The organism is Streptomyces sp. NPDC001410, assembly GCF_042895235.1.
GTDB lineage: Bacteria > Actinomycetota > Actinomycetes > Streptomycetales > Streptomycetaceae > Streptomyces.
Genome location: NZ_JBIAWE010000006.1, coordinates 146,423 through 167,934 on the forward strand (window position 1 = coordinate 146,423; position 21,512 = coordinate 167,934).

A 21,512-nucleotide genomic window follows, 5' to 3' on the forward strand; every position below is an offset into this window, starting at 1 on the left:
GCGTCGCCGCCTTTTCAGCGTGAACTCGCCTTCAGCCCCTGGAACTTCACGGTCGCGTCCTCGGTGTAGGCGCCCACCCTGCCCTCGGTGTACGGCCGTTCGTCGTCGACGAAGGTCACCAGGTGCCTGCCGCCCACCTCGACGGCGAGGTTCCCGCCGTTCTGCTCCACCCGGACCGTGTACCAGGCGCCCACCGGGTACACCGTCCGCCCGGTCGCCAGGAAGCGCTGGCCTCCCGGATAGGCCGGATCCCGCTTCCCCAGCTCCCAGCCGTTCGGCTTGAGGGTGATGTAGTAGAAGTGCTCGGGATCGGTGTACGCCCAGACCAGCCACGGCACTTCCCACGGGTTCGGGTCGGGATCGCGCAGCTGCCGCACCGTCCGCATCCGGGCCTCGTACCGTACGTCCGTGTACGAGGCGGTGCTCACCACGAGGCCCGCGTGGGTGGTGCCAGGGTCTTCCGCCGCCTTGGGGGAGAGCGACAGGGAGTCGTCGTCGCCCACGTTTGTGCCGTGGCCGTTGAACACCGAGAGCCAGCGGCCGTGGACCGTGCCGTCGATCCAGGGCTTGGGCGGCGGTGCGGCCTCGCCCCGGCACTGGGTCAGGGCGACCGCCAGGAGCGCGGTCAGCGTGAGCGCCAGTGCCAGGGTGGTGAGAAGACGGCCCCTGCGCCCCTGTGGGATCGGCGGGATCCGGCGGCGGGGGCGCAGGAGCGATGACGTCATGCCGCAGAGTATGGCCCGGAAGCGGTGAGGCCGACCGGAACTTCGGCGGCGAAGTCCTCGGCCAGTTGGGCGAGTACACGCCCGGCGGCCCGTCCGTCCCCGAACGGGTTGCCCGCGGTCGCCATCCGCCGGTACTCCAGCGGATCGTCCAGCAGCCGCTCGGCCCAGGTGACGATGGCGTCCGGGTCCGTGCCGATCAGCCGGGCCGCGCCGGCCTCGACCGCCTCCGGGCGCTCGGTGGTCGTACGCAGCACCAGCGCGGGCTTGCTCAGGCTCGGGGCCTCCTCCTGGATGCCGCCGGAGTCGGTGAGCACCAGGTCGCACTCGGCCAGCGTGGCCGCGAAGTCCAGGTAGTCGAGCGGTTCGACGAGCGAGATGCCGGCGTGGCCGTCGAGTTCGGGCAGCAGCGCGTCCCGTACGGCGGGGCTCTTGTGCAGCGGCAGCACGATCTCCACGTCCCCGCGCCCGGCGAGCCGGGTGAGCGCACGGCCCATGCCGCGCATCCGCTCGCCCTGGTTCTCCCGGCGGTGCAGGGTCACCAGGACCCGCCGGGCGCCGGTGCGGAACGCCGAGGTGCCGGTGCCCTCGGCCAGCACCCACAGCAGGTTGTCGATGACGGTGTTGCCGGTGGTGAACACCTGCTCCGCCGGGACGCCCTCGTCGGTCAGATGCCGTGCCGCGCGCGAGGTCGGGGCGAAGTGCCAGCGGGCCATGCGTCCGATGAGGCTGCGGTTCAGCTCCTCCGGGAACGGGTTGTCGATGACTCCGGTGCGCAGCCCTGCCTCGACGTGGGCGACCGGGATCTTCTCGTAGAACGCGGCCAGGGCGCCGGCCAGCGCGGTCGTGGTGTCCCCCTGCACCACGACCAGGTCCGGCCGTTGCTCCCGCATGGCCTCGCCCAGCTCGCCGACCAGTCGGGCGGTCAGCTCGGACAGCTGCTGCCGGCTGCGCATCACGTCGAGCGCGACCCGTACGTCGACGCAGAGCAGGCCGAGCATCTGGTGGAGCATCTCGCGGTGCTGGCCGGTGGTGACGACGATCGGCTCGAACTGCTCGCTGTCGGCCATGGCCCGCGCCACCGGCGCCAGCTTGATCGCTTCCGGCCGGGTGCCCAGCACCAGCATGGCGCGTACGGGCAGGGTTGACGGAGGTGTGGACATGTAAGGCCCCCCTAGGGCATGCGCGATCGTCGCAGGACCGCGCAAGGGTGTGAGCGGTGCGGAGATGAGAGAAGAGATGAGAGAAGCGCGGCGGGAAGGCCGCGGGAGAGGGACGGTGGCCCTCAGGTGCGCGCGGTCTTCAGCCAGGTCTGCTTGCCGGTGAGCATCCGCCAGAACCCCCACCAGCCGGCGAAGAACCAGATGTAGCCGTAGAAGACGAAGACATGGGCGAGGAGCACACAGCGCACCAGCCCGAGCTCCCGCTCACGCTTGAAGTACACGTAGCCGTACGTGTAGGCGGCCGTGAACGAGAGCACGTACGGCCCGAGCAGCCACATCGGTGACACGAGCGCGTGGCCCACCTGGACGGAGGCCATCACGGTGGCACCCAGGGCGACCAGGAAGGAGATCGGCAGCAGCGAGGTGAGCAGGATCAGGACCGGGCTCGACAGGTGGTAGAGCATGTCCAGCGCCGGCCGGGTCGGCACGTCCCTGAGGATGAGCGGGACGAGACCGGCGGACTGCAGATGACCCTGGAACCAGCGGGATCGCTGCCGGACCAGGCGGCGCAGGCTGAGCACGGCCTGCTGGGACACCGCGGCGGTGGTGCAGTGCATGTTGGTCCAGCCCTTGGCGATCAGCCGTACCCCGAGGTCGAGGTCCTCGGTGAGGCTGTCGCTCCACGGGCCGTTCCCGTCCAGCGTGTTGAGCGCCGACAGCCGCATGAACTGCCCGTTGCCGCCCATGCCCACGCTGCCGATGAAGCGCCGGGCGCTCTGGAACACGTCGCCGTACACGACGAACTCCATGTCCTGCATGCGGGCGAGCAGCCCCAGGTGCCGGTTGTACATACGGACGCAGACCTGGACCGCGCCCGTACGCGGGTCGTCGAAGTACGGGTCGACGGACTGCACGACGTGCGGGTCGAGCCGCCCGTCCGCGTCGACCACGCACAGCACGACGTCCGCCGGGTCGTGCCCGGCGAGCAGACCGGACTCCCTGAGGTGCCGCACCCCGTCGTTGAGGGCGGCGCCCTTGCCCCGGCGTGCGTTCGGCGGAGTGCGCCGGTGCAGCCGGACCAGGTTCGGGTCGGCGGCCAGCGCGATTTCACTGGTGCGATCGTCGGAGCCGTCGTCTATGACCAGGGCCATGAAATTCCTGGCGGGTAAAGAAGTGATGCGCGCAAGGCTTTCCGCGAGAACTTTCTCCTCGTTCAGACACGCCAGCAGGAATACGTAGAAACGTTCTCTCCGGTCTGTTCTGGAGCGCCGAATTCTGCGTCGGGAGAGAAGGAAAAGACTGGTGTTGTAGCAGCCGGCCATCACGATCAGAGTGATGCTCGACCAAAGGAGCAGCTCAATGATCACGGCTGCCCCCGGTATGGGCCCGCATCCGCTGTCCCTGACGTCGCAGATGTATCCGGGCCAGCAGTATCAGGCACGCCGTCAGGCAGTAGAACAGAAATCCGGCCCCGGCTACCGCTTGTAGCGCCTTGGCCAAAGGTAGTCCGGGTATTGCTTCCGGTGCGGCCATCGCGCCTGCCAGGGGCAGCAGTGCCCCCAGGGCGGGTCGTCCGTACATTGTCCCCCCATATTCGGTGCGCATCCCCAATGCGCGAGGCGAACTTAGCAGACCTTCCGGGACCGAGAAGGACATTTGACAGTCGTCGAGGTGACCAGAAGAATCTGGTCTTCCTAACGCCAAATGCTTCGTCAATCATTTGGCAAAGTGGGGGGAAGATCGTGAGACGAGTGATCCCGCCTCGGAGGCGGGCACGCAGCCGAATTTCCGTCGTTCTACTACTCGTCGCCGCTCTGCTGAGCGGCACATTCATGGCCACCAACGCCCAGGCCGCCGGGGGGCGGCACCACAGGGGCGAGGCCGCCGGCACCAGGTCCGGACTCAACCGGGTCGACCTCAAGGGCTGGGCGAAGGCCCAGCTCAAGGCCGACCAGACGCGGCGTACCCGGCCGCACCCCAAGACCAGCCCGACCACTACCCTGACCACCCGCGCAGCCGCGGCCACCGTCCCTGTCCGCACTGCGGCCAAGGCGACCACCGCGACCCGGCCTGCCCTGCTCGCCCCTGCCGACGCGGCCGCGGACGCCGCTCAGCCCGCACTCGTCCTCTACGACACGGCGGGCCCCTACGGGCAGCTGGGCGAGCTGTACGCGATGGCCACGGCCAACCTCGCCGGCCACTTCGGCACGGTGACGGCCAAGCCGGTCCAGCAGTACACCGCCGGGATGATCGACTCGTACTCGGCCGTGATCTACATCGGCTCGACGTACTACGGCGGCACCATCCCGGACGCCGTCCCGGCCGCGTTCTACGCCGACGCGTCGGCGAGCACCAAGCCGGTGATCTGGATGGGCGCCAACATCTGGAACATGGCGGGGGCGGTGGGCGTAGCCCAGTTCACGCAGAAGTACGGCTGGGACCCGACGACGTCGTACTACGAGGACGGCGGTTCGATCGGCAACGTCACACAGGTGACGTACCGCGGCCAGACGCTGACCCGCACCATCCCGGCCGGGCAGGACGGCGGCGTGCTGCGCCCCAACGTCCTGACGGGGCCCGGGTATCCGGCCGTCACCCGGCTCGCGGAGGGCCTGGACAGCTCGAACGGGCACACCTTCAGCTGGGCCATCCGCTCGTCCAACCTCACCTACATCGGTGAGATCCCGTTCGCCTACGTCTCCGAGGCCGACCGCGTCATCGCCTTCGAGGACCTGCTCTTCGACGCCCTCGCCCCGGCCACCACCGAGCGGCACCGGGCGATGGTGCGCCTGGAGGACATCAGCCCCGACGCCGACCCCACCGAGCTGCGCGCGATGGCCGACTACCTCTACTCGCAGCACATCCCCTACGGCATCAACGTGATCCCCGTCTACTCGGACCCGGGCGGCACCTACAACAACGGCGTCCCGCAGGCGATCACGCTCGCCCAGCGCCCGCAGGTGGTCAGCGCGCTGAAGTACATGCTGGCCAGGGGCGCGGTCCTGATGGACCACGGCTACACCCACCAGTACGGCAACGTCGCCAACCCCTACAACGGTGTCACCGGTGACGACTTCGAGTTCTACCGGGCGCACGTCGACTCCGCGAACAACGTCGTCTACGACGGCCCGGTCGCCGAGGACTCCAGTCTCTGGGCGCAGACCCGGGTCACCAGCGCGCTCGCCCAGTTCGCGCTGGCGGGCCTGCCCAAGCCGACGCTGTGGACGACCCCGCACTACGCGGGCTCCGCGGCCGACTACAAGGTCTTCAGCGGCAACTTCTCGGCGCGTCTTGAGCGTTCGCTCTACTTCGCCGGGACGCTGAGCGGGGCCCCGTCCGACCCGAACCGGTTCATCGGCCAGTTCTTCCCGTACGTCGTGAAGGACGTCTACGGCACCAAGGTGCTGCCCGAGAACATCGGCAACTACGAGCCGGAGGCGTACAACAACCACCCGGCGCGCCTGCCCGCCGACCTCATCGCCTCGGCGAAGGCCAACCTGGCGGTGCGCGACGGAGTGGCGAGCTTCTTCTACCACCCGTACTACCCGGTGCAGCCGTTGAAGGACACGATCGACGGCATCAGGGCACTCGGCTACACCTTCGTCAGCCCGGCGGCGCTGTGACGGCGCCCGCCCCCAGGAGGAGGACCGTCGCCGTCATGGCGGCGGTCCTCCTCGCCGCCGGCGGCTGCGAGTCCACCCGGCCGGGCCACGGGTCCGGCCACGGCAGCACGCACGCCTCCCGCCCGGAGACCGGGACCACCACCATGCGCGGCATCACCCTGCCCTCGTGGAACCGCACCGACTACGACAGCCCGGCCGCACCCCGCTATCTGCGCGGCATCAAGGCCACCGGGGCACGCTGGGTCACCTTCACCCCGACCTGGTACCAGAAGCGGGTCACCGACTCCGGCCCGCACACCACGGAGGAGACCGCGAGCGACGCGAGCCTGCGCAGGATCGTCGAGCGCGCCCACGCGGCCGGCCTCAACGTGATGATCAAACCGCATGTGGACCTGCCCGGCGACCAGGACCGCGCCGAGATCCGCCCCCGCGACCGGTCCGCCTGGTTCGCCGCCTACCGCCGCTTCATCACCCACTACGCGGACATCGCCGCCGACACCGGAGCCGAACAGCTCGCGGTCGGCACCGAACTCGCCGGGGTCTCCGGTGACACCGCCGCCTGGACAAAGGTGATCAAGGCGGTCCGCGCCCACTACGACGGCCCGCTGACCTACGCCGCCAACTACGACGAGTACCAGCACATCCACTTCTGGCAGGACCTCGACCTCATCGGCATCGACGCCTACTGGCCGCTCGCCGAGAAGCCCACCACCGATCCCGCCCTTCTGAACCGCGCCTGGGCCCCGATCCGGCAGAAGCTCGCCGCCTACTCGGCAGGCCAGCACCGCCGGATCCTGTTCACCGAGGCCGGCTACGTCAGCCAGCGCGGCTCCACCACCGCCCCGTACTCCTGGACCGTCAGCACGCACCCGGCCGACGCCGAACAGGCCGCCGCCTACCGGGCGCTCCTCGACTCCTTCGAGGGCCGCCCGTGGTGGGCCGGGGTCTGCTGGTGGATGTGGGACGACTGGCCGGACAGCGGCGAGACCCCGGCACACCTGGCGTACACCCCGCACGGCAAACCCGCGGAGGAGGTGCTGCGCCGCAAGTGGGCCGGCTGACGCCCGTGACGCGCTACGGAATCCGGTACGGCTCCTTGTACACCCGCCACTCCAGCGGAGTGTCCAGGTCGAGGTTGCCGTCGTAGAGGAACCGCCGCTGGGCCGTGTCGACGCGGGAGCTGTCGACGCCCGGCCTCTTCGCCTTCGCTCTCATGGCCCGGCGGCGGCCGCGAGCAGCAGGATTCCCGCTCGCCTCACACGGCCGCGCCGCCCGTGAGATCCGCGGCCTTGACCCAGGCGAGGACCAGCAGCAGCGCCAGCAGAGCCACGCACGCGCCCGCCTGGATCGGGACACGGCGGTTGCCCCGGGGCGCGTACGCGTACGCCAGCGTCACCGCCCCGCCCGCCAGCAGGCCCCCGAGGTGACCCTGCCAGGAGGTCACCCACGCGGAGATCACCAGCCACAGCAGCAGACCGCCCATGTACTGGTTGACCGCGCGCATGTCGTAGCCGAGGCGACGGCCCATGACGTAGTACGCGGCGCCCAGCCCGAAGATGGCGCCGGAGGCGCCGACCGTGGGGGTCTCGGGGGCGATCAGCAGCACCAGGACCGAGCCGCCGAGCGCCGACAGCAGGTACAGGGCGAGATAGCGCACCCGGCCCAGCTGGGCCTCGACCACCCGGCCGACGTTCCACAGTGCCAGCATGTTCATCAGGATGTGCGCGATGCCGAACGTGCCCTCGCCGGGCGTCAGGTGCAGGAACGCTCCGGTCAGCAGCCGGTACCACTCGCCGTGGGCGACGCCCTCCGGGTAGTAACCCGCCGGCACGGTGCCCAGCATGTCGAACCGGTCCTCGACCGAGGGCCGCGCCAACTCGGCCAGATAGGCGAGCACGTTGAGCCCGATCAGCACGTACGTCACCAGCGGCACCGCGCTGATCCGGCCGCCGAACGCGGTGCGCGCCTGCCGGATCGAGCGTGCGCCCTCCTTCACGCACTCCACGCACTGATGGCCGACCGCGGCCTCCCGCATGCAGGACGGGCAGATGTGGCGGTCGCAGCGCGTGCAGCGGACGTGGGACTCCACCTTGGGGTGACGAAAGCAGGTGGTGACGGCGGACTCGGCGGTCACGGCCGGCTCCTCTGAGGAAAGGTTCGGGACAGGGCGAGCCGGTGGGGACGGCGGCGAACAAAATAGCGAACTGAAGTGACAGGAGCGACAGCTGGGGCCTCTGATCCCTTAGGCTCGGCTTCCCGCACAGCCAAGGGGGGAACCATGGCCGCCATCAGCCTGCGCAAGGTGGAGGAGACCGCGCCCGCGCTCGTCGAGCCGTACCGCTCGGCCGGCGTCTGCCTGCGCAAACACGGCCTGGACGGGCTGCGGGCCGCCGTGTACCTGGTGGTCGACTACTCGGGCTCGATGAAGCCGTACTACAAGGACGGCAGCGTGCAGGCGCTCGCCGACCGGGTGCTGGGCCTGTCCGCGCACCTGGACGACGACGGCCGGGTGCCCGTGGTGTTCTTCTCCACGGACGTCGACGCGGTCACCGACATCGCCCTCGACGGCCACGAGGGCCGCATCGAACGGATCGCGGCCGGGCTCGGGCACATGGGCAAGACCAGCTACCACCTGGCGATGGACGCCGTCATCGACCACTACATGGACAGTGGCGCCACCGCCCCCGCGCTGGTCGTCTTCCAGACCGACGGCGGCCCGATCAACAAGCTCGCCGCGGAGCGCTACCTGTGCAAGGCGGCGAAGCTGCCGCTGTTCTGGCAGTTCGTCGGCTTCGGCGACCCGGGCAGCCGCCAGTTCGAGTTCCTGCGCAAACTGGACGAGCTGGCAGTCCCTGGCAAGCGTCCCGTGGACAACGCCGGCTTCTTCCACGCGGGCCAGGATCCCCGGAAGGTCTCCGACGCCGAGCTGTACGACCGTCTCGTCGCCGAGTTCCCCCAGTGGCTCGCGGCCGCACGCGCCGCGGGCATCGCGCGGCCTGCCTGAGCCGAGCGCCGGCCGGCCCCGGCCGCTCAGCCGGCGTCCTTCAGCACCACGTCCCTGCACTCGTCGGGCGTGCCCCACGCGGTGCGCAGGGCACGGGCCTTGGTCAGCCACAGGGACAGGTCGTACTCCGCCGTGTACCCGATCGCGCCGTGCAGCTGGAGTGCCGTGCGGGCGGTGGCGTAGGCCGCCTCGCAGGCCTTCAGCTTGGCGGCCGCGACGTCCGCGGGGCGCAGGGACACCGCCGCTCCGAAGAGCAGGGGCCGGGCGAACTCCAGGGCGATCTTCGCGTCGGCGAGGCGGTGCTTGACGGCCTGGAACGAGCCGATGGGGACACCGAACTGCGTGCGCTGCCGGACGTGGGCGACCGTCCGGTCGAGCAGGGCGAGTCCCAGCCCGAGGGCCTGCGCGGCCGTGGCCAGGCGCGCCCAGGTGAGGGCGTGGGTGTCCGGCGGCCCGGGGGACAGGAGTTCGCCGCCGGGGGCCAGCGGGGTCAGCCGGCGGGCGGGGTCGAGGGAGGGGCGGACCGGGCCGGGACCTGGCGACAGGTACAGTCCTTCCGGGGCCGGGACGAGGTGGAGGGCGGCCGCGTCACCGTCGAGGGCGTACCCGGTGGGCGCCGCCACGGTGGCGATGATCTCGCCCGCCGCGAGCCCGGGCAGGAACCGCTTGGCCGGCCCGTCCGCACCGAGCAGTACGGCCGCGGCGACCGTCTCCACCAGCGGCCCGGGCACCGCGTGCCTGCCCAACTCCACGAACGCGACGGTCAGTTCCACCGGGTGCGGCCCCAGCCCCCCGTACTCCTCGGGCACGGCAAGACCGAACACCCCCGCCTCCGCGATACGACGCCACAGCGCGCGGCCGCCCGCATGGTCGCCGCGGCTCCAGTCCCGGACCACCGCCGGGGTGTCCGCCGCCGTCAGCATGGCATGCAAGGAGCCGGCGAAGGCACGCTGCTCGGTGTCGAGGAGGAAGCGCATCAGCGGCGTCCCTTCGGCAGGCCGAGCAGGCGCTCGGCGACGATGTCGCGCTGGATCTCGTTGGTCCCCGCGTAGAGGGGACCGGCCAGCGAGAAGACGTACCCCTCCGCCCAGTCCGTGTCCGCCGACTCACCCTCCTCGCCGAGGAGATCGAGCGCCGTCTCGTGCAGCGCCAGGTCGTACTCGGACCAGAACACCTTGTTCATGCTGGACTCCGGGCCGAACACGGCGCCCTCCAGGAAGCGGGCGGCGGCCGCGTAGGTGAACAGCTGGTAGGCGCGGGCGCCGATCAGGGCGTCCGCCACCCGGGCACGTGCCTGCTCCGGGCGGCCCTGCGCCCTCCACAGCTCCAGCAGCCGGGCGGCGGAGGCGAGGAAGCGGCCGGGGGAGCGCAGAGTGAGGCCGCGTTCGTTGCCCGCCGTGGACATTGCGATCCGCCAGCCCTGGCCGGGCTCGCCGATCACGTCCTCGTCCGGCACGAACACCTCGTCAAGGAACAGCTCCGCGAAGGCCGGTTTCCCGTCCAGGCGGCCGATCGGGCGGACGGTGACGCCGGGGGCCCGCAGGTCGAACATCAGATACGTGAGCCCCTGGTGCGGCTTCGAGGCCTCGGGGTCACTGCGGAACAGGCCGAAGGCCCGGTCGGCGAAGGCCGCCCGCGAGGACCAGGTCTTCTGGCCGCTCAGCAGCCAGCCGCCGTCCGTCCGTACCGCCCTGGAGGTGAGCGAGGCCAGGTCGGAGCCCGCCTCCGGCTCGGACCAAGCCTGCGCCCAGACCACCTCGGCGGAGGCCATCGGCGGCAGCACGCGCGCGCGTTGCTCCTCCGTGCCGTGGTCGAACAGGGTCGGTGCGAGCAGGCTGATCCCGTTCTGGCCGACCCGGCCCGGCGCGCCCGCCGCCCAGTACTCCTCCTCGAACACCAGCCACCGGAAGAGGCCGGCCGCACGGCCACCGTACTGCTCGGGCCAGGACACCACCGACCAGCGGTCCGCGGACAGTTCGGCCTCCCAGGCGCGGTGCGCCGCGAAGCCCTCCGCGGTCTCCAGGGAGGGGAGCGGGGTGCGCGGCACGTGTGCCGCCAGCCAGGCGCGGGCCTCGGCGCGGAACTCCTCGTCGGCCGGAGCGTGGGTCAGGTCCACGGTCGCCGTCACCGTCCTTCCCTAACAAGTGTTTGGTAGGTTAGCGTGGCCCTATGACAGGCGTCGAGAGTCCGGCGTACGAGCCCGGGCACGGGCTGCTGAAGGGGCGCACCGCCGTCGTCACGGCGGCGGCCGGCGCGGGGATCGGCGGGGCCACCGCGCGCCGCTTCCTGGAGGAGGGTGCCCGGGTGCTGATCAGCGACGCGCACACGCGCCGCCTGAAGGAGCACGAGGCCCGCCTCGGCCGGGAGTTCCCGGGCGCGGTGGCCGCGGTGCCCTGCGACGTCACCGACGAGTCCCAGGTGGGCGCACTCTTCGAGGCGGCCGTACGGGAGCACGGAAAGCTCGACATCGTGGTCAACAACGCGGGCCTCGGCGGCACCTCGGACCTCGTCGACATGACCGACGAGCAGTGGTCCCGCGTCCTCGACGTCACGCTGAACGGCACCTTCCGCTGCACCCGGGCGGCCCTGCGCGCGATGCGGGACACCGGCGGCGGGGTGATCGTCAACAACGCCTCCGTCGTCGGCTGGCGCGCCCAGGCCGGCCAGGCCCACTACGCCGCCGCCAAGGCCGGCGTGATGGCGCTGACCCGGTGCGCGGCGATCGAGGCGGCCGCCTACGGGGTGCGGGTCAACGCGGTGGCACCCAGCCTCGCCATGCATCCGCACCTGGTGAAGGTCACCTCCGCCGAACTGCTCCGGGAACTGACCGCACGGGAGGCCTTCGGGCGGTACGCCGAGCCCTGGGAGGTGGCCAACGTGATCGTGTTCCTGGCCTCCGGCTACTCCTCGTACCTGACCGGCGAGGTCGTCGCCGTCAGCAGCCAGCATCCCTGACGACGGGCAGACCACAATGGGTTCGTGCCGACCAAGAAGAAGCCCCAGGTGACCGCCCCGAAGAAGCCCACCGCCGCCGCCCCGAAGAAGCCCGCGGCTGCCGCCGCCCAGGCGCGCCGCCACGAACTCCTCGGCACCGCCGCCGAGGTCTTCGCCGAGCAGGGCTACAACGCCACCACCGTCCGCACCATCGCCGACCACGCGGGAATGCTCGCGGGCAGCCTCTACTACCACTTCGACTCCAAGGAGTCGATGCTGGAGGAGATCCTGCGGACCTTCCTGGACGAGCTGTGGGACGGCTACGACACCGTCCTGGCCTCCGGGCTCGGGCCCCGCGAGACCCTGGAGGCCCTGGTCACCGAGTCCTTCCGGGAGATCGATCGGCACCGCGCCGCCGTCGCGATCTACCAGAAGGAGAGCAAGCAGCTCGTCGCGCAGGACCGCTTCGCCTTCCTCGCCGACTCGCAGCGCCGGTTCGAGAAGGCATGGCTGTCCACGCTCGAACGCGGAGTCGCCGAGCGCGTCTTCCGCGCTGACCTGGACGTCCGGCTCACCTACCGGTTCGTCCGGGACACGGTGTGGGTCGCCGCGTCCTGGTACCGGCCCGGCGGACAGCACAGCCCGGAGGAGATCGCCCGCCAGTACCTGTCGATGGTGCTGGACGGGATCGCCGTACGCGAATGACATCACGCTCAACACCCCTTTCCTGTGAGGGAGTCGCCATGGCCGAGGCCTACATAGTCGAAGCGGTCCGCACGCCTGTGGGGCGGCGCGGGGGAGGGCTCAGCGGGGTCCACCCGGCCGACCTGGGCGCCCATGTGCTCAAGGCGCTCGTGGAACGGTCCGGGATCGACCCGGTCGCCGTGGAGGACGTCGTCTTCGGCTGCCTGGACGCGGTCGGACCGCAGGCCGGGGACATCGCCCGCACCTGCTGGCTGGCCGCAGGGCTGCCCGAGGAGGTGCCCGGCGTCACCGTCGACCGGCAGTGCGGCTCCTCCCAGCAGGCCGTGCACTTCGCCGCGCAGGCCGTGCTCTCCGGCACCCAGGACCTGGTGGTCGCGGGCGGGGTGCAGAACATGTCCCAGATCCCCATCGCCTTCGCCTCCCGGCAGGCCGCCGACCCCCTCGGCCTGACCGACGGACCCTTCCTCGGCAGCACCGGCTGGCGCGCCCGCTACGGCGACCAGCCCGTCAACCAGTTCGCCGGCGCCGAGATGATCGCCGCCAAGTGGGGCATCAGCCGCGCGGACCAGGAGGAGTTCGCCCTGCGCTCGCACCGGCGGGCGGTCTGGGCCATCGACACCGGCCGCTTCGAGCGCGAGACCGTCCCCTACGGCCAGGTCACCGTCGACGAGGGCCCGCGCCGGGACACCTCCCTGGACAAGATGGCCACCCTCAAGCCCGTCCTCGACGGCGGCACCATCACGGCGGCCTGCTCCTCCCAGGTCTCCGACGGAGCCGCGGCCATGCTGCTCGCCTCCGAGCGGGCGGTACGGGAACACGGGCTGCGCCCGCGGGCCCGCGTCCACCACCTCTCCGTGCGCGGTGAGGACCCCATCCGCATGCTCTCCGCGCCGATCCCGGCCACCGCCCACGCCCTGAAGAAGACCGGCCTGACCATCGACGCCATCGACCTCGTGGAGATCAACGAGGCCTTCGCCCCGGTCGTGCTCGCCTGGCTCAAGGAGACCGGCGCCGACCCGGAGAAGGTCAACGCCAACGGCGGCGCCATCGCCCTCGGCCACCCGCTCGGCGCCACCGGCGTCCGGCTGATGACGACCCTGCTGCACGAACTGGAGCGCACCGGCGGCCGGTTCGGCCTCCAGACGATGTGTGAGGGCGGCGGTCAGGCGAACGTGACGATCATCGAACGCCTCTGAGTCTCTCCAGCCCTGCCAGCACCTCCTCCGCCTCCTTCACGATCCGCTCCACCAGCTCCGCGCACGACGGCAGGTCGTCGATCACCCCGGCGACCTGCCCGGAGGCCATCACCCCGAGGTCCGTACGGCCGTCCACCATCGCCGACTTGAGCAGCATCGGCGTGTTCGCGGCCAGCAGCACCTGACTCCAGGACAGCTCCTTGCCGTGTCTGAGGGCCAGGCCGTCCCGGACCAGCTGCCGCCAGGTGAGCCCCGACAGCCGCCGGAAGCCCGAGGCCCGCCGCACCGCGTGGGCGAGGGCCCGTATGCGGCCGGACCGCTCCAGTGCGTCGACCAGGTCGGTGCGCAGCATCCGGTGCGGCAGCCCGTCCACCGCCCGGGTGACCGTCACGTCCCGGACCGTCGCCGCCAGATACCGGGCCTTCACCGCGTCCGGCACCGTCGAGTCCGAGGTGAGCAGGAACCGCGTGCCCATGGCCACCCCGGCCGCCCCGTAGGCCAGCGCCGCGACCAGGCCCCGCCCGTCGAAGAAGCCGCCCGCCGCCACCACCGGTATCCGCACCGCGTCCACCACCTGCGGCAGCAGCACGGTCGACGCCACCTCGCCGGTGTGCCCGCCGCCCTCGCCGCCCTGCACGATCACCGCGTCCGCACCCCACGCGGCCACCTTCTCGGCGTGCCGCCGCGCCCCGACGGAGGGGACGACCACCACACCTGCCTCTTTGAGCCGGGTGATCAGCTCGGGGGAGGGCGCCAGGGCGAAGGAGGCCACCCGGACGTGCTCGTCCAGCATGATCTGCACCCGGTCGGCCGCATCGGCCGCGTCCGCCCGCAGGTTCACCCCGAACGGCGCCCGGGTCCGCGACCGGACCTCCCGTATCGCCGCCCGCAGCTGGTCGACGGTCATCGTCGCGGAGGCCAGGATGCCGAGCGCCCCCGCGTTCGCCGCCGCCGAGACCAGCCGGGGGCCGGCCACCCAGCCCATCCCGGTCTGCACGATCGGATGCCGGACCCCGACCAGCCGGGTCAGCGCGGTTTCCATCACCCCCTCGCCGCCTCGGGCACCTCACGCGCGCGGGCCCCCGCCGGATCCAGCACCTCGCGGATCAGCCGCAGCTCCTCCTCGCCGGGGTCCCGGGTGTACGGCACCTCGTCGGGCACGGCGAGCGCGAAGCCCGTCGCCTCCCGCACCTGCTCCACACTCACCCCCGGATGCAGCGAGGCCAGCCGCATCGAGCGGTCGGGGGTGGCGAAGTCGAAGACGCCGAGGTCGGAGACGACCCGGGGGATGCGGTGGAAGCGGGCCGTGCTCCCCAGCTCCGCCGCCCGGTCGTACCCCACCCCGCACACCATGTCCGCCCGCTCCACGAACACCCGCCCGGAGTGTCTCGGGATCCAGTAACTCGTCGGATTGTTCAGCGTGTTCAGCGGTGCTCCGCGCACCCCGAGCAGCTGCCGCCGGGGCCGGGTCCAGTCGCCGATGCAGGAGATGTTCTGGTTGCCGTACCGGTCGATCTGGCTCGCGCCCATCATCACGTGCCGGCGTCCGCCCGCCACCAGCGCCAGATGCTGCCGGTAGGGCAGCCAGCCCTCGGGTGTGCCGTCCGGGCGGACCAGCAGCGCCTCCCCGTCGGTGAGCAGCAGGTCCGGCGCGAAGGTGAGCCGGGCCAGCCGCGCGCCCAGCGACGGGATCAGGCCCATCGGACTGGCCAGGATCTCCCCGCCGCCCCGCCAGGCCTCGGCGCAGGCGATCACGCAGTACTCGGCGCGGGTGGGCGGGGGAAGAGGGGCGCGGGTGGGCGGGGGAAGGGGGGCTCGGGTGACCTTCATGCTTCCCGCTCCTTCCGCCACTCCCGCACCGCCGACCGGTACGCCTCCTCGTCCCCGGACAGGAACCGCTCGGCGAACTCCGGCCACGGCGTGGACGCGTACTCCCGCTGGTACTCCTCGTCCCGGCCGTAGTCCGGCGCGCAGGAGGTGAAATGCGCGCCGTTCGGTGCCTCGACCACACCCGTCACCGCGAGCCGCTTGAGAAGCAGCGACTGCGGGGCCGCCTCCTTCGTCAACTCGGTCGTGTCGACGATCCGTTCGCAGGAGACGTAGGCCTCGTCCGCCGCCTCGCAGAACAGGTCGTCGAAGTAGGGGTCCGGGCCCAGGTACTGCCCGTTGCCCAGCCGGTCGGCGCGGTTGACGTGCACCAGGGCCGCGTCCATCCGCAAGGCCGGCATGGCCACGAACGTCTCCCCGTCCTCGTACGGCGAAGTGACCGTCCTCAGGCCCGGGTTGACCCGCATGACGTCCGAGCCGACACCCGCCCGCACCGGCAGGAAGGGCAGCCGGTGGGCGGCCGCGTGCAGCCCCCACATGAACATCCCCTCGTCGACCTCCGTCAGCTCGAAGTCCCCGTGCTCCCGGGCCGCCCGGTAGTGCGGTTCGAGCGGGATGGAGTCGAGCGTGACGAAGGCGGTGACCAGGGTGCGGATCCGGCCGGCCGCGGCCAGCATGCCGATGTCCGGGCCGCCGTACGAGATGACCGTGAGGTCTCCGATCCCGGCTCTCAGCAGGGCCCTGACCAGCGCCATCGGCTTGCGCCGTGAACCCCAGCCGCCGATGCCCAGGGTCATCCCGCTGGACAGCCGGGAGACCACCTCGTCGGCGGTCATCGTCTTGTCGCCCACCTACGCGCCCTCCTTCCCGAACGTGTCGCGGACCCGGTCGGCCAGTCCGCTGAGGTTGGCCTCGAACGTGAAGCCCTGTTCGAAGCGGTAACTGCGGCGCACGTCGACGGGATCGATCCCGTTGATGGCGGCCTTGGCCATGCGCAGCAGCCGTCCGTCCTTGGCGGCGATCTCGCGGGCCAGCTCCAGCGCAGCTGCCTGCAACTGCGCCCGGGGCGCCACCCGCCACACCGAGCCGTGCGCGTGCAGCTCGGCGGCGCTCGCCGTGCGCGAGGTGTAGTAGAGCGCGCGCATCAGGTGCTGCGGGACCAGCCGGGCCAGATGCGTGGCGGCACCCAGCGCGCCCCGGTCCAGCTCCGGCAGCCCGAAGGAGGCGTCGTCGCTCGCCACGATCGCGTCCGCGTTCCCCACCAGGCCTATCCCGCCGCCCAGACAGAACCCGTGCACCGCCGCTATCACGGGTGTCTCGCACTCGTACACCGCCGCGAAGGCCTCCGCGCAGCCCTGGTTGGCGCCGATCAGCGCCTCCTGACCCGCCGCCTGTATCTCCTTGATGTCCACGCCCGCGTTGAAACCGCGCCCCTCGGCGGCCAGCACCACGCACCGCACCCCGGGGTCACGGCCCGCCGCGCGCACGGCCTCGGCCAGGGCGAACCAGCCGCTCACCGGCAGCGCGTTCACCGGCGGGAAGTCGACCGTGACTACGGAAATCCCCTTTTCCGGGACCGACATGGAGACACCCATGGACGCATCAGCTACCTTCGCACTCAACGCCTTTCCACCAAACATTTGTTAGGTGTGAGGCTTCGAAGCTAGCAGTCGGCGAAGACGAGCGGGAGAGCCTGTGGAAAACTCCGCGGCAGGGCCTGTGGACAACTCGCTGCGCGGCAGGACCGTCGTCGTCACCGGCGGCACCCGGGGCGTCGGGGCGGGCATCGCGCAGGCCTTCGCCCGGGCCGGTGCCCAGGTACTGGCCTGCGCCCGGCGTCCGCCCGAACAGCCCCTCGACGGAGTGGAGTTCGCCCCCCTCGACCTGCGCGATCCGCCCGCCGTCCGCGCCTTCTTCGCCGCGCTGCCCCGGCTCGACGTCCTCGTCAACAACGCGGGCGGCACCCCGTACCGGCGGCTGGCCGACGCGGACGCCGAGCGGCACGCCCGGGTCATCGAGCTGAACCTCGTCACCCCGCTGACCGCCTCCCTCGCCGCCTACGACCGGCTCCGGCGCGCCCGAGGCTCGGTCGTCATGGTCGGCAGCGTGAGCGGCGGCCGGCCCTCGCCCGGCTCGGCGGCCTACGGCGCGGCCAAGGCGGGCCTGGCGAACCTGGCCGCGTCGATGGCCGTGGAATGGGCGCCGGAGGTCCGCGTCAACACGCTGGTCGTCGGCATGGTCCGCACCGAGCAGTCCCATCTGCACTACGGCGGCCCGGACGGCCTCGCCGCGGTCTCCCGCACCGTCCCGCTCGGCCGGCTGGCCACCCCCTCGGACGTCGGCGCGGCCGCCGTCTTCCTCGCCTCCGACGCGGCCGCCTACATCAGCGGGGCGAGTCTGCAGGTGCACGGGGGCGGGGAGCGGCCCGCCTTCCTCGACGCCGCGACCGCCGACAAGGAAGAACAAGGAGGCCTGGCATGACCGGAATCTGCGCAGGGCGAGTCGTCGTCGTCACCGGAGCCGGACGGGGGCTGGGCCGCGCCCACGCCCTCGCGTTCGCCACCGAGGGCGCCCGGGTCGTCGTCAACGACCTGGGCGTCGGGCTGGACGGGGTGCCAGGACCCGACAGCCCGGCGGCGGCCGTCGTCGCGGAGATCCGGGAGGCGGGCGGCGAGGCGATCGCGCACGGCGGCGACATCGCGACCACCGAGGGCGCCGCCTCCCTGATCCGGACCGCCGTCGAGACGTACGGCCGCCTCGACACCCTCGTCAACAACGCCGGCTTCCTGCGCGACCGCATGCTCGTCAACCTCGACGAGGACGACTGGGACGCCGTGATCCGCGTCCACCTCAAGGGTCACTTCCTCCCCCTCAAACACGCCGCCGCGCACTGGCGGGCCGAGGCCAAGGCCGGCCGCATGCCGGTGGCCCGGATCGTCAACACCAGCAGCGGGGCGGGCCTGCTGGGCTCGGTCGGGCAGGGGAACTACAGCGCCGCCAAGGCCGGGATCATCGGCCTGACCCTCGTCGCGGCGGCCGAACTCGCCCGCTACGGCGTCCAGGTCAACGCCATCGCCCCGGCGGCCCGCACCCGTATGACGGAACGCACCTTCGCCGAGACCATGGCGGCTCCGGCCGCCGGCTTCGACGCGATGGCCCCCGAGAACGTCTCCCCGCTGGTCGTCTGGCTCGGCTCCACCGCGTGCGCCGGGGTGAGCGGCCGGGTGTTCGAGGCGGAGGGTGGCCGGATCACGGTGATGGAGGGCTGGCGCGCGGGACCCGGCATGGACAAGGGGGCGCGCTGGGCCCCGGCCGAGGCGGGGGAGGCGGCGCTGAAGCTGTTGGCGGAGGCGGAGGTGCCGGGGGTGGTGTACGGGGCCCAGGGTTAGGGGCCGCCGAGTACTCGGAGCCGCAGTGGGCCCACCAGGGGGCTCCGCCCCCTGGACCCCCGCCTATGCCCACCCACCACCCGACTCGGTGGGCCGAGAAGCGCAGGTACAAACGGGGGGACTGGGGCGGAACCCCAGCCAGCTGCCTTGAACCTAGGTGTTGCACTCCAGAACCGTCCTGCACAACCCGCACCGTGCCCGTACCCGCCCCCGGACCGGCACCCTGATGCGCTGGTGGCAGGTGGGGCAGGGGAAGGAGACGCGGAGGTGGCCGGCGGGGTCGGGGCTGAAGGTGTACGGCGCTCCGGGCGGGACGCCATGGCGCCGGTCGTGGGCGTAGCGGCGGCGGCCCGCCCAGCCGGCCGCGGTCAGCGGCGGCTGCTGCTCGTCCCGCCGGGCCCGCTCCATGCCCTTGACGTAGGCCGTGTACGCCTGCGGGCTGGTGAACCACACGGAGGGGTCCTCGCCGAAGAGCCGGGCCCGTTTGGCGAGGACGTAACCGAACTCCTCGGGGGTGAGATAGCCGAGCTTCTGGGAGGAGTCGCTGTCCTCGCGGTAGGCGTCCAGCAGCAGCCACCCCGCGCCCAGGTAGGTCGTCACCGTGTCCGTGAGGATCTCGTTCTCCGCCGTGGTGGGGAAGGCGAGGTCGAGGCGGTGCAGGTAGACATGGGTCACCTCGTGGGCGAGAGCCGCGCCGATGTCCCTGCGGTGGGTGCGGAAGCGGTCGTTCAGCTCGACGAAGTACTCGGGGCCCGCCGTGAGTTCGACGTTGGCCGCGTGGCTCATCTCCCGGAAGCCGACGATCAGCCGGGCGTCGGGCAGCCGGAAGTGCCGTACGATCTCGCGGGCCACGCGCTGTGCGCCCAGATGCAGGTCGTCCGTGTCGCTGAAGGCCACGTCGGCGGGGGCCACGCTGGCCGAGAAGGTCTGCACGGTGTCGTACGACAGCCGCTTGTACAGCGCGGTGATCGCGGCCCGCACTGTCTCCAGATGCGGGTAGCCGTGCTCGACCGGTCCGCCGTTCGCCACGTCCGACCCCCTAAGACGCCCAGAACTGCCATCCACTCTAGGCGGGTGTGAGCGTATTTCGCCGGTAGGCGGCCGGACCACCCTCGAACAAGCCGCGGCCGCCGGACCAGGCGCTCAGAACGGCAGCAGCCGCGGTGCGCACGGACCCGGCCCCGCCTCCTGCAGTTCCAGCACCCACACCTCGTTCTCGCCCTCCCGCAGCACCGGCCCGGGGACGTACAGGGACCGCTGCGGCCCCACGGACCAGTAGCGGCCCAGGCCGAAACCGTTGACCCAGACGAAGCCCCGCGTCCAGCCCGGCAGTTCGAGCCGGGCGTCCCCGGCTCCGCGGACCGTGACGGTGCCCCGGTACAGCCCCGGGGCGCCGTCCCCGGACAGCGCGCCGAAGGGCACCGCCTCCAGGCCGTCGTCGAAGGCGTCCAGATCGAGCCCGCGCGCACGTACCCCGTGCAGATACTGCCGCTCGTGCAGGACGCCCCCGGTGATGCCCTTCGCCTCGCCGGAGCGCGGCCCGTAGTTCACCCTCCCCAGGGACTCCACCCACAGCTCCACGCGCGCGGGGCCCGCGACGGGCTCCTTCAGCCGGGGCTCCTCCTCGGTGAGCACCCCGGCCCGCTCGCCGTCGACGTACACCACCGCGAGATCCCTGAGCCCGCGCGCCGTCAGCGGGTACGGCTGCCGCGGTCCCGGCACGCCCACCTCGTAGCGCACCAGGCCCCGGGCGACGCCCAGCTCCTCGAAGGACGGCGGTACGGGGGTGACGGTCTCCTCGCCGCCGAGCGCCTCCAGGACATCACCCATGGGTGCCCATCCGGTGAGCGCCACCTCCGTCGGAGAAACCAACCGAGCAGGCGGGGGCGGAAGTTCGGGCAGGGGAGCGGGGTGGTACCCGGCCAGCACCTCGCGGAAGCGCCAGAACTTCTCCGTGGGGCGCCCGTACTCGTCGACCGGTGCGTCGTAGTCGTACGAGGTCACGTCCGGCTCCAGCGGACCCTCGTGCAGCTCGCCGCCGCCCCGGTTGGCGCCCGCCCAGCCCGCGAAACTCGTGCCGCCGTGCGCCATGTACAGGTTCACCGAGGCGCCGCACTCCAGGATCTCCCGCAGAGCCTCGGTGGCCTCCCCGGGATCCCGTACGACGTGTTCGCCGCCCCAGTGGTCGAACCAGCCGCACCAGAACTCCATGCACATCAGCGGGCCCGCGGGGCGGTGGCGGCGCAGCGTCTCGAAGCTCGCGCGCGCGTGGGAACCGAAGTTCACCGTGGCGAGCACACCGGGCAGCGAGCCTCCGGTGAGCATGTGGTCCTCGGGGCCGTCCGAGGTGAACAGCGCCGCCGTGACGCCCTTGACCCGCAGCAGCTCGGCGAGCTGTTCCAGGTAGTCCGCGTCCGAGCCGTAGCTGCCGTACTCGTTCTCGACCTGCACCATGATCACCGGGCCGCCCCGGTCGATCTGCCGGGGCACGATCTCGTGCAGCAGCTGGTGGAACCAGTTCCGCACGTGGAACAGGAAGCGCTCGTCACGGGTACGCGCGCGCGTACCCGGCTCGCCGGTCACCCAGTGCGGCAGCCCGCCGTTCTCCCACTCGGCGCAGATGTACGGACCCGGCCGCACGATCGCCCACAGTCCGGCCTCGCGGACCGCGTCCAGGAACCGGCCGACCGCCCGCACGTCCCTGAAGCGCCCCGGGCCCGGCTGGTGCAGGTTCCACGGGACGTACGTCTCCACGCAGTTGAGGCCCATCGCCCGCAGCATCTCCAGCCGGTGCCGCCAGTGCGCCTCGTGCACCCGGAAGTAGTGCAGCGCCCCGGACAGCAGCCGTACCGGCCGCCCGTCCAGCAGGAAGTCGGATTCCCCCACCGTGAACTCGCTCATGCACCCAAGCCTCGGCCCTGGCGGTGATCGACGCCATGGACGAAGATC

General features: G+C 71.8%; 20 protein-coding genes and 1 pseudogene. 8 read left to right on the forward strand and 13 right to left on the reverse strand.

What is annotated here, in order from left to right:
• Window positions 1-14: 14 nt before the first annotated feature.
• The 3 genes from ACFY3C_RS14560 to ACFY3C_RS14570 all read right to left on the reverse strand — a co-directional run bounded on the left by ACFY3C_RS14560 (window position 15) and on the right by ACFY3C_RS14570 (window position 3,207).
• A complete protein-coding gene (locus tag ACFY3C_RS14560) occupies window positions 15-725 on the reverse strand; it encodes a calcium-binding protein (protein WP_390770960.1) in 711 nt (236 codons plus the stop codon).
• Window positions 722-1,885, reverse strand: coding sequence for a non-hydrolyzing UDP-N-acetylglucosamine 2-epimerase (gene wecB / locus ACFY3C_RS14565; RefSeq protein ID WP_390770961.1), 1,164 nt, complete (start codon window positions 1,883-1,885; stop codon window positions 722-724). Before wecB ends, ACFY3C_RS14560 begins: the two co-directional genes overlap by 4 nt.
• Before the next feature lie 122 nt (window positions 1,886-2,007).
• On the reverse strand, window positions 2,008-3,207 hold the full coding sequence (locus ACFY3C_RS14570; RefSeq protein ID WP_386574483.1) for a glycosyltransferase: 1,200 nt from the start codon (window positions 3,205-3,207) through the stop codon (window positions 2,008-2,010).
• Window positions 3,208-3,717: 510 nt separating this feature from the next.
• Between ACFY3C_RS14570 and ACFY3C_RS14575 the strand changes: the two genes are divergently transcribed.
• Complete coding sequence (locus ACFY3C_RS14575) at window positions 3,718-5,508, forward strand: DUF2334 domain-containing protein (protein WP_390770962.1); 1,791 nt, start codon at window positions 3,718-3,720, stop codon at window positions 5,506-5,508.
• Between the two features lie 35 nt (window positions 5,509-5,543).
• Window positions 5,544-6,569, forward strand: coding sequence for a glycoside hydrolase family 113 (locus tag ACFY3C_RS14580; protein ID WP_390770963.1), 1,026 nt, complete (start codon window positions 5,544-5,546; stop codon window positions 6,567-6,569).
• Window positions 6,570-6,582: 13 nt separating this feature from the next.
• Here ACFY3C_RS14580 and ACFY3C_RS14585 read toward each other — a convergent pair.
• Both ACFY3C_RS14585 and ACFY3C_RS14590 read right to left on the reverse strand, forming a co-directional pair.
• A pseudogene (locus tag ACFY3C_RS14585) lies at window positions 6,583-6,735 on the reverse strand (chitosanase); the annotation flags it as partial.
• A gap of 28 nt (window positions 6,736-6,763) precedes the next feature.
• On the reverse strand, window positions 6,764-7,642 hold the full coding sequence (locus tag ACFY3C_RS14590) for a rhomboid family intramembrane serine protease (RefSeq protein WP_390770964.1): 879 nt from the start codon (window positions 7,640-7,642) through the stop codon (window positions 6,764-6,766).
• Between the two features lie 144 nt (window positions 7,643-7,786).
• On the opposite strand from ACFY3C_RS14590, the gene ACFY3C_RS14595 reads away from it, so the two are divergent.
• A complete protein-coding gene (locus tag ACFY3C_RS14595; RefSeq protein ID WP_390770965.1) occupies window positions 7,787-8,512 on the forward strand; it encodes a VWA domain-containing protein in 726 nt (241 codons plus the stop codon).
• A gap of 26 nt (window positions 8,513-8,538) precedes the next feature.
• Here the strand turns inward: ACFY3C_RS14595 and ACFY3C_RS14600 are convergent, their stop codons facing one another.
• Complete coding sequence (locus ACFY3C_RS14600) at window positions 8,539-9,489, reverse strand: acyl-CoA dehydrogenase family protein (protein ID WP_390770966.1); 951 nt, start codon at window positions 9,487-9,489, stop codon at window positions 8,539-8,541.
• Complete coding sequence (locus tag ACFY3C_RS14605) at window positions 9,489-10,628, reverse strand: acyl-CoA dehydrogenase family protein (protein WP_390771142.1); 1,140 nt, start codon at window positions 10,626-10,628, stop codon at window positions 9,489-9,491. Before ACFY3C_RS14605 ends, ACFY3C_RS14600 begins: the two co-directional genes overlap by 1 nt.
• A gap of 53 nt (window positions 10,629-10,681) precedes the next feature.
• On the opposite strand from ACFY3C_RS14605, the gene ACFY3C_RS14610 reads away from it, so the two are divergent.
• The 3 genes from ACFY3C_RS14610 to ACFY3C_RS14620 are packed head-to-tail and all read left to right on the forward strand — an operon-like array spanning window position 10,682 to window position 13,347.
• On the forward strand, window positions 10,682-11,467 hold the full coding sequence (locus tag ACFY3C_RS14610; protein ID WP_386574200.1) for an SDR family oxidoreductase: 786 nt from the start codon (window positions 10,682-10,684) through the stop codon (window positions 11,465-11,467).
• A gap of 24 nt (window positions 11,468-11,491) precedes the next feature.
• The gene (locus tag ACFY3C_RS14615) at window positions 11,492-12,151 is read left to right on the forward strand and encodes a TetR/AcrR family transcriptional regulator (protein ID WP_386574199.1); all 660 of its coding nucleotides are present in this window, start codon (window positions 11,492-11,494) and stop codon (window positions 12,149-12,151) included.
• Between the two features lie 38 nt (window positions 12,152-12,189).
• Window positions 12,190-13,347, forward strand: coding sequence for an acetyl-CoA C-acetyltransferase (locus ACFY3C_RS14620; RefSeq protein WP_390770967.1), 1,158 nt, complete (start codon window positions 12,190-12,192; stop codon window positions 13,345-13,347).
• On the opposite strand, the gene ACFY3C_RS14625 is transcribed toward ACFY3C_RS14620, so the two are convergent.
• Genes ACFY3C_RS14625 through ACFY3C_RS14640 form a run of 4 tightly spaced genes read right to left on the reverse strand, consistent with a single transcriptional unit; the run spans window position 13,331 to window position 16,769 of the window.
• On the reverse strand, window positions 13,331-14,389 hold the full coding sequence (locus ACFY3C_RS14625) for an NAD(P)H-dependent flavin oxidoreductase (protein ID WP_390770968.1): 1,059 nt from the start codon (window positions 14,387-14,389) through the stop codon (window positions 13,331-13,333). The two genes, ACFY3C_RS14620 and ACFY3C_RS14625, sit on opposite strands and share 17 nt — an antisense overlap.
• Window positions 14,389-15,177 (reverse strand): CoA-transferase subunit beta, encoded by a 789-nt coding sequence (locus ACFY3C_RS14630; protein WP_390770969.1) that lies wholly within the window; start codon window positions 15,175-15,177, stop codon window positions 14,389-14,391. Before ACFY3C_RS14630 ends, ACFY3C_RS14625 begins: the two co-directional genes overlap by 1 nt.
• Window positions 15,174-16,025 (reverse strand): CoA transferase subunit A, encoded by an 852-nt coding sequence (locus tag ACFY3C_RS14635; protein WP_386574195.1) that lies wholly within the window; start codon window positions 16,023-16,025, stop codon window positions 15,174-15,176. Before ACFY3C_RS14635 ends, ACFY3C_RS14630 begins: the two co-directional genes overlap by 4 nt.
• A complete protein-coding gene (locus tag ACFY3C_RS14640; RefSeq protein ID WP_390770970.1) occupies window positions 16,026-16,769 on the reverse strand; it encodes an enoyl-CoA hydratase family protein in 744 nt (247 codons plus the stop codon).
• Between the two features lie 100 nt (window positions 16,770-16,869).
• On the opposite strand from ACFY3C_RS14640, the gene ACFY3C_RS14645 reads away from it, so the two are divergent.
• Window positions 16,870-17,655: an SDR family oxidoreductase gene (locus ACFY3C_RS14645; protein WP_386574192.1), complete on the forward strand. Its 786-nt coding sequence runs from the start codon at window positions 16,870-16,872 to the stop codon at window positions 17,653-17,655.
• Window positions 17,652-18,563, forward strand: a complete 912-nt coding sequence (locus tag ACFY3C_RS14650; protein ID WP_390770971.1) for an SDR family oxidoreductase — start codon at window positions 17,652-17,654, stop codon at window positions 18,561-18,563. The genes ACFY3C_RS14645 and ACFY3C_RS14650 overlap by 4 nt, the downstream gene beginning before the upstream one ends.
• A gap of 153 nt (window positions 18,564-18,716) precedes the next feature.
• On the opposite strand, the gene ACFY3C_RS14655 is transcribed toward ACFY3C_RS14650, so the two are convergent.
• Together ACFY3C_RS14655 and ACFY3C_RS14660 are read right to left on the reverse strand one after the other, a co-directional pair.
• Window positions 18,717-19,592, reverse strand: a complete 876-nt coding sequence (locus tag ACFY3C_RS14655; protein WP_390770972.1) for a hypothetical protein — start codon at window positions 19,590-19,592, stop codon at window positions 18,717-18,719.
• Window positions 19,593-19,706: 114 nt separating this feature from the next.
• Window positions 19,707-21,464 carry a beta-galactosidase family protein gene (locus ACFY3C_RS14660; protein WP_390770973.1) on the reverse strand — a complete coding sequence of 586 codons (1,758 nt, stop codon included), beginning with the start codon at window positions 21,462-21,464 and terminating at the stop codon, window positions 19,707-19,709.
• Window positions 21,465-21,512 lie beyond the last annotated feature (48 nt).

Excerpts from the sequence above, each read along its gene's own strand:
- ACFY3C_RS14560 (WP_390770960.1), bottom strand. The coding sequence starts at position 725 with ATGACGTCATCGCTCCTGCGCCCCCGCCGCCGGATCCCGCCGATCCCA.
- wecB (WP_390770961.1), bottom strand. The coding sequence starts at position 1,885 with ATGTCCACACCTCCGTCAACCCTGCCCGTACGCGCCATGCTGGTGCTG.
- ACFY3C_RS14570 (WP_386574483.1), bottom strand. The coding sequence starts at position 3,207 with ATGGCCGGCTGCTACAACACCAGTCTTTTCCTTCTCTCCCGACGCAGA.
- ACFY3C_RS14575 (WP_390770962.1), top strand. The coding sequence starts at position 3,718 with ATGGCCACCAACGCCCAGGCCGCCGGGGGGCGGCACCACAGGGGCGAG.
- ACFY3C_RS14580 (WP_390770963.1), top strand. The coding sequence starts at position 5,544 with ATGGCGGCGGTCCTCCTCGCCGCCGGCGGCTGCGAGTCCACCCGGCCG.
- ACFY3C_RS14595 (WP_390770965.1), top strand. The coding sequence starts at position 7,787 with ATGGCCGCCATCAGCCTGCGCAAGGTGGAGGAGACCGCGCCCGCGCTC.
- ACFY3C_RS14600 (WP_390770966.1), bottom strand. The coding sequence starts at position 9,489 with ATGCGCTTCCTCCTCGACACCGAGCAGCGTGCCTTCGCCGGCTCCTTG.
- ACFY3C_RS14610 (WP_386574200.1), top strand. The coding sequence starts at position 10,682 with ATGACAGGCGTCGAGAGTCCGGCGTACGAGCCCGGGCACGGGCTGCTG.
- ACFY3C_RS14620 (WP_390770967.1), top strand. The coding sequence starts at position 12,190 with ATGGCCGAGGCCTACATAGTCGAAGCGGTCCGCACGCCTGTGGGGCGG.
- ACFY3C_RS14625 (WP_390770968.1), bottom strand. The coding sequence starts at position 14,389 with ATGGAAACCGCGCTGACCCGGCTGGTCGGGGTCCGGCATCCGATCGTG.
- ACFY3C_RS14630 (WP_390770969.1), bottom strand. The coding sequence starts at position 15,177 with ATGAAGGTCACCCGAGCCCCCCTTCCCCCGCCCACCCGCGCCCCTCTT.
- ACFY3C_RS14640 (WP_390770970.1), bottom strand. The coding sequence starts at position 16,769 with ATGGGTGTCTCCATGTCGGTCCCGGAAAAGGGGATTTCCGTAGTCACG.
- ACFY3C_RS14650 (WP_390770971.1), top strand. The coding sequence starts at position 17,652 with ATGACCGGAATCTGCGCAGGGCGAGTCGTCGTCGTCACCGGAGCCGGA.
- ACFY3C_RS14660 (WP_390770973.1), bottom strand. The coding sequence starts at position 21,464 with ATGAGCGAGTTCACGGTGGGGGAATCCGACTTCCTGCTGGACGGGCGG.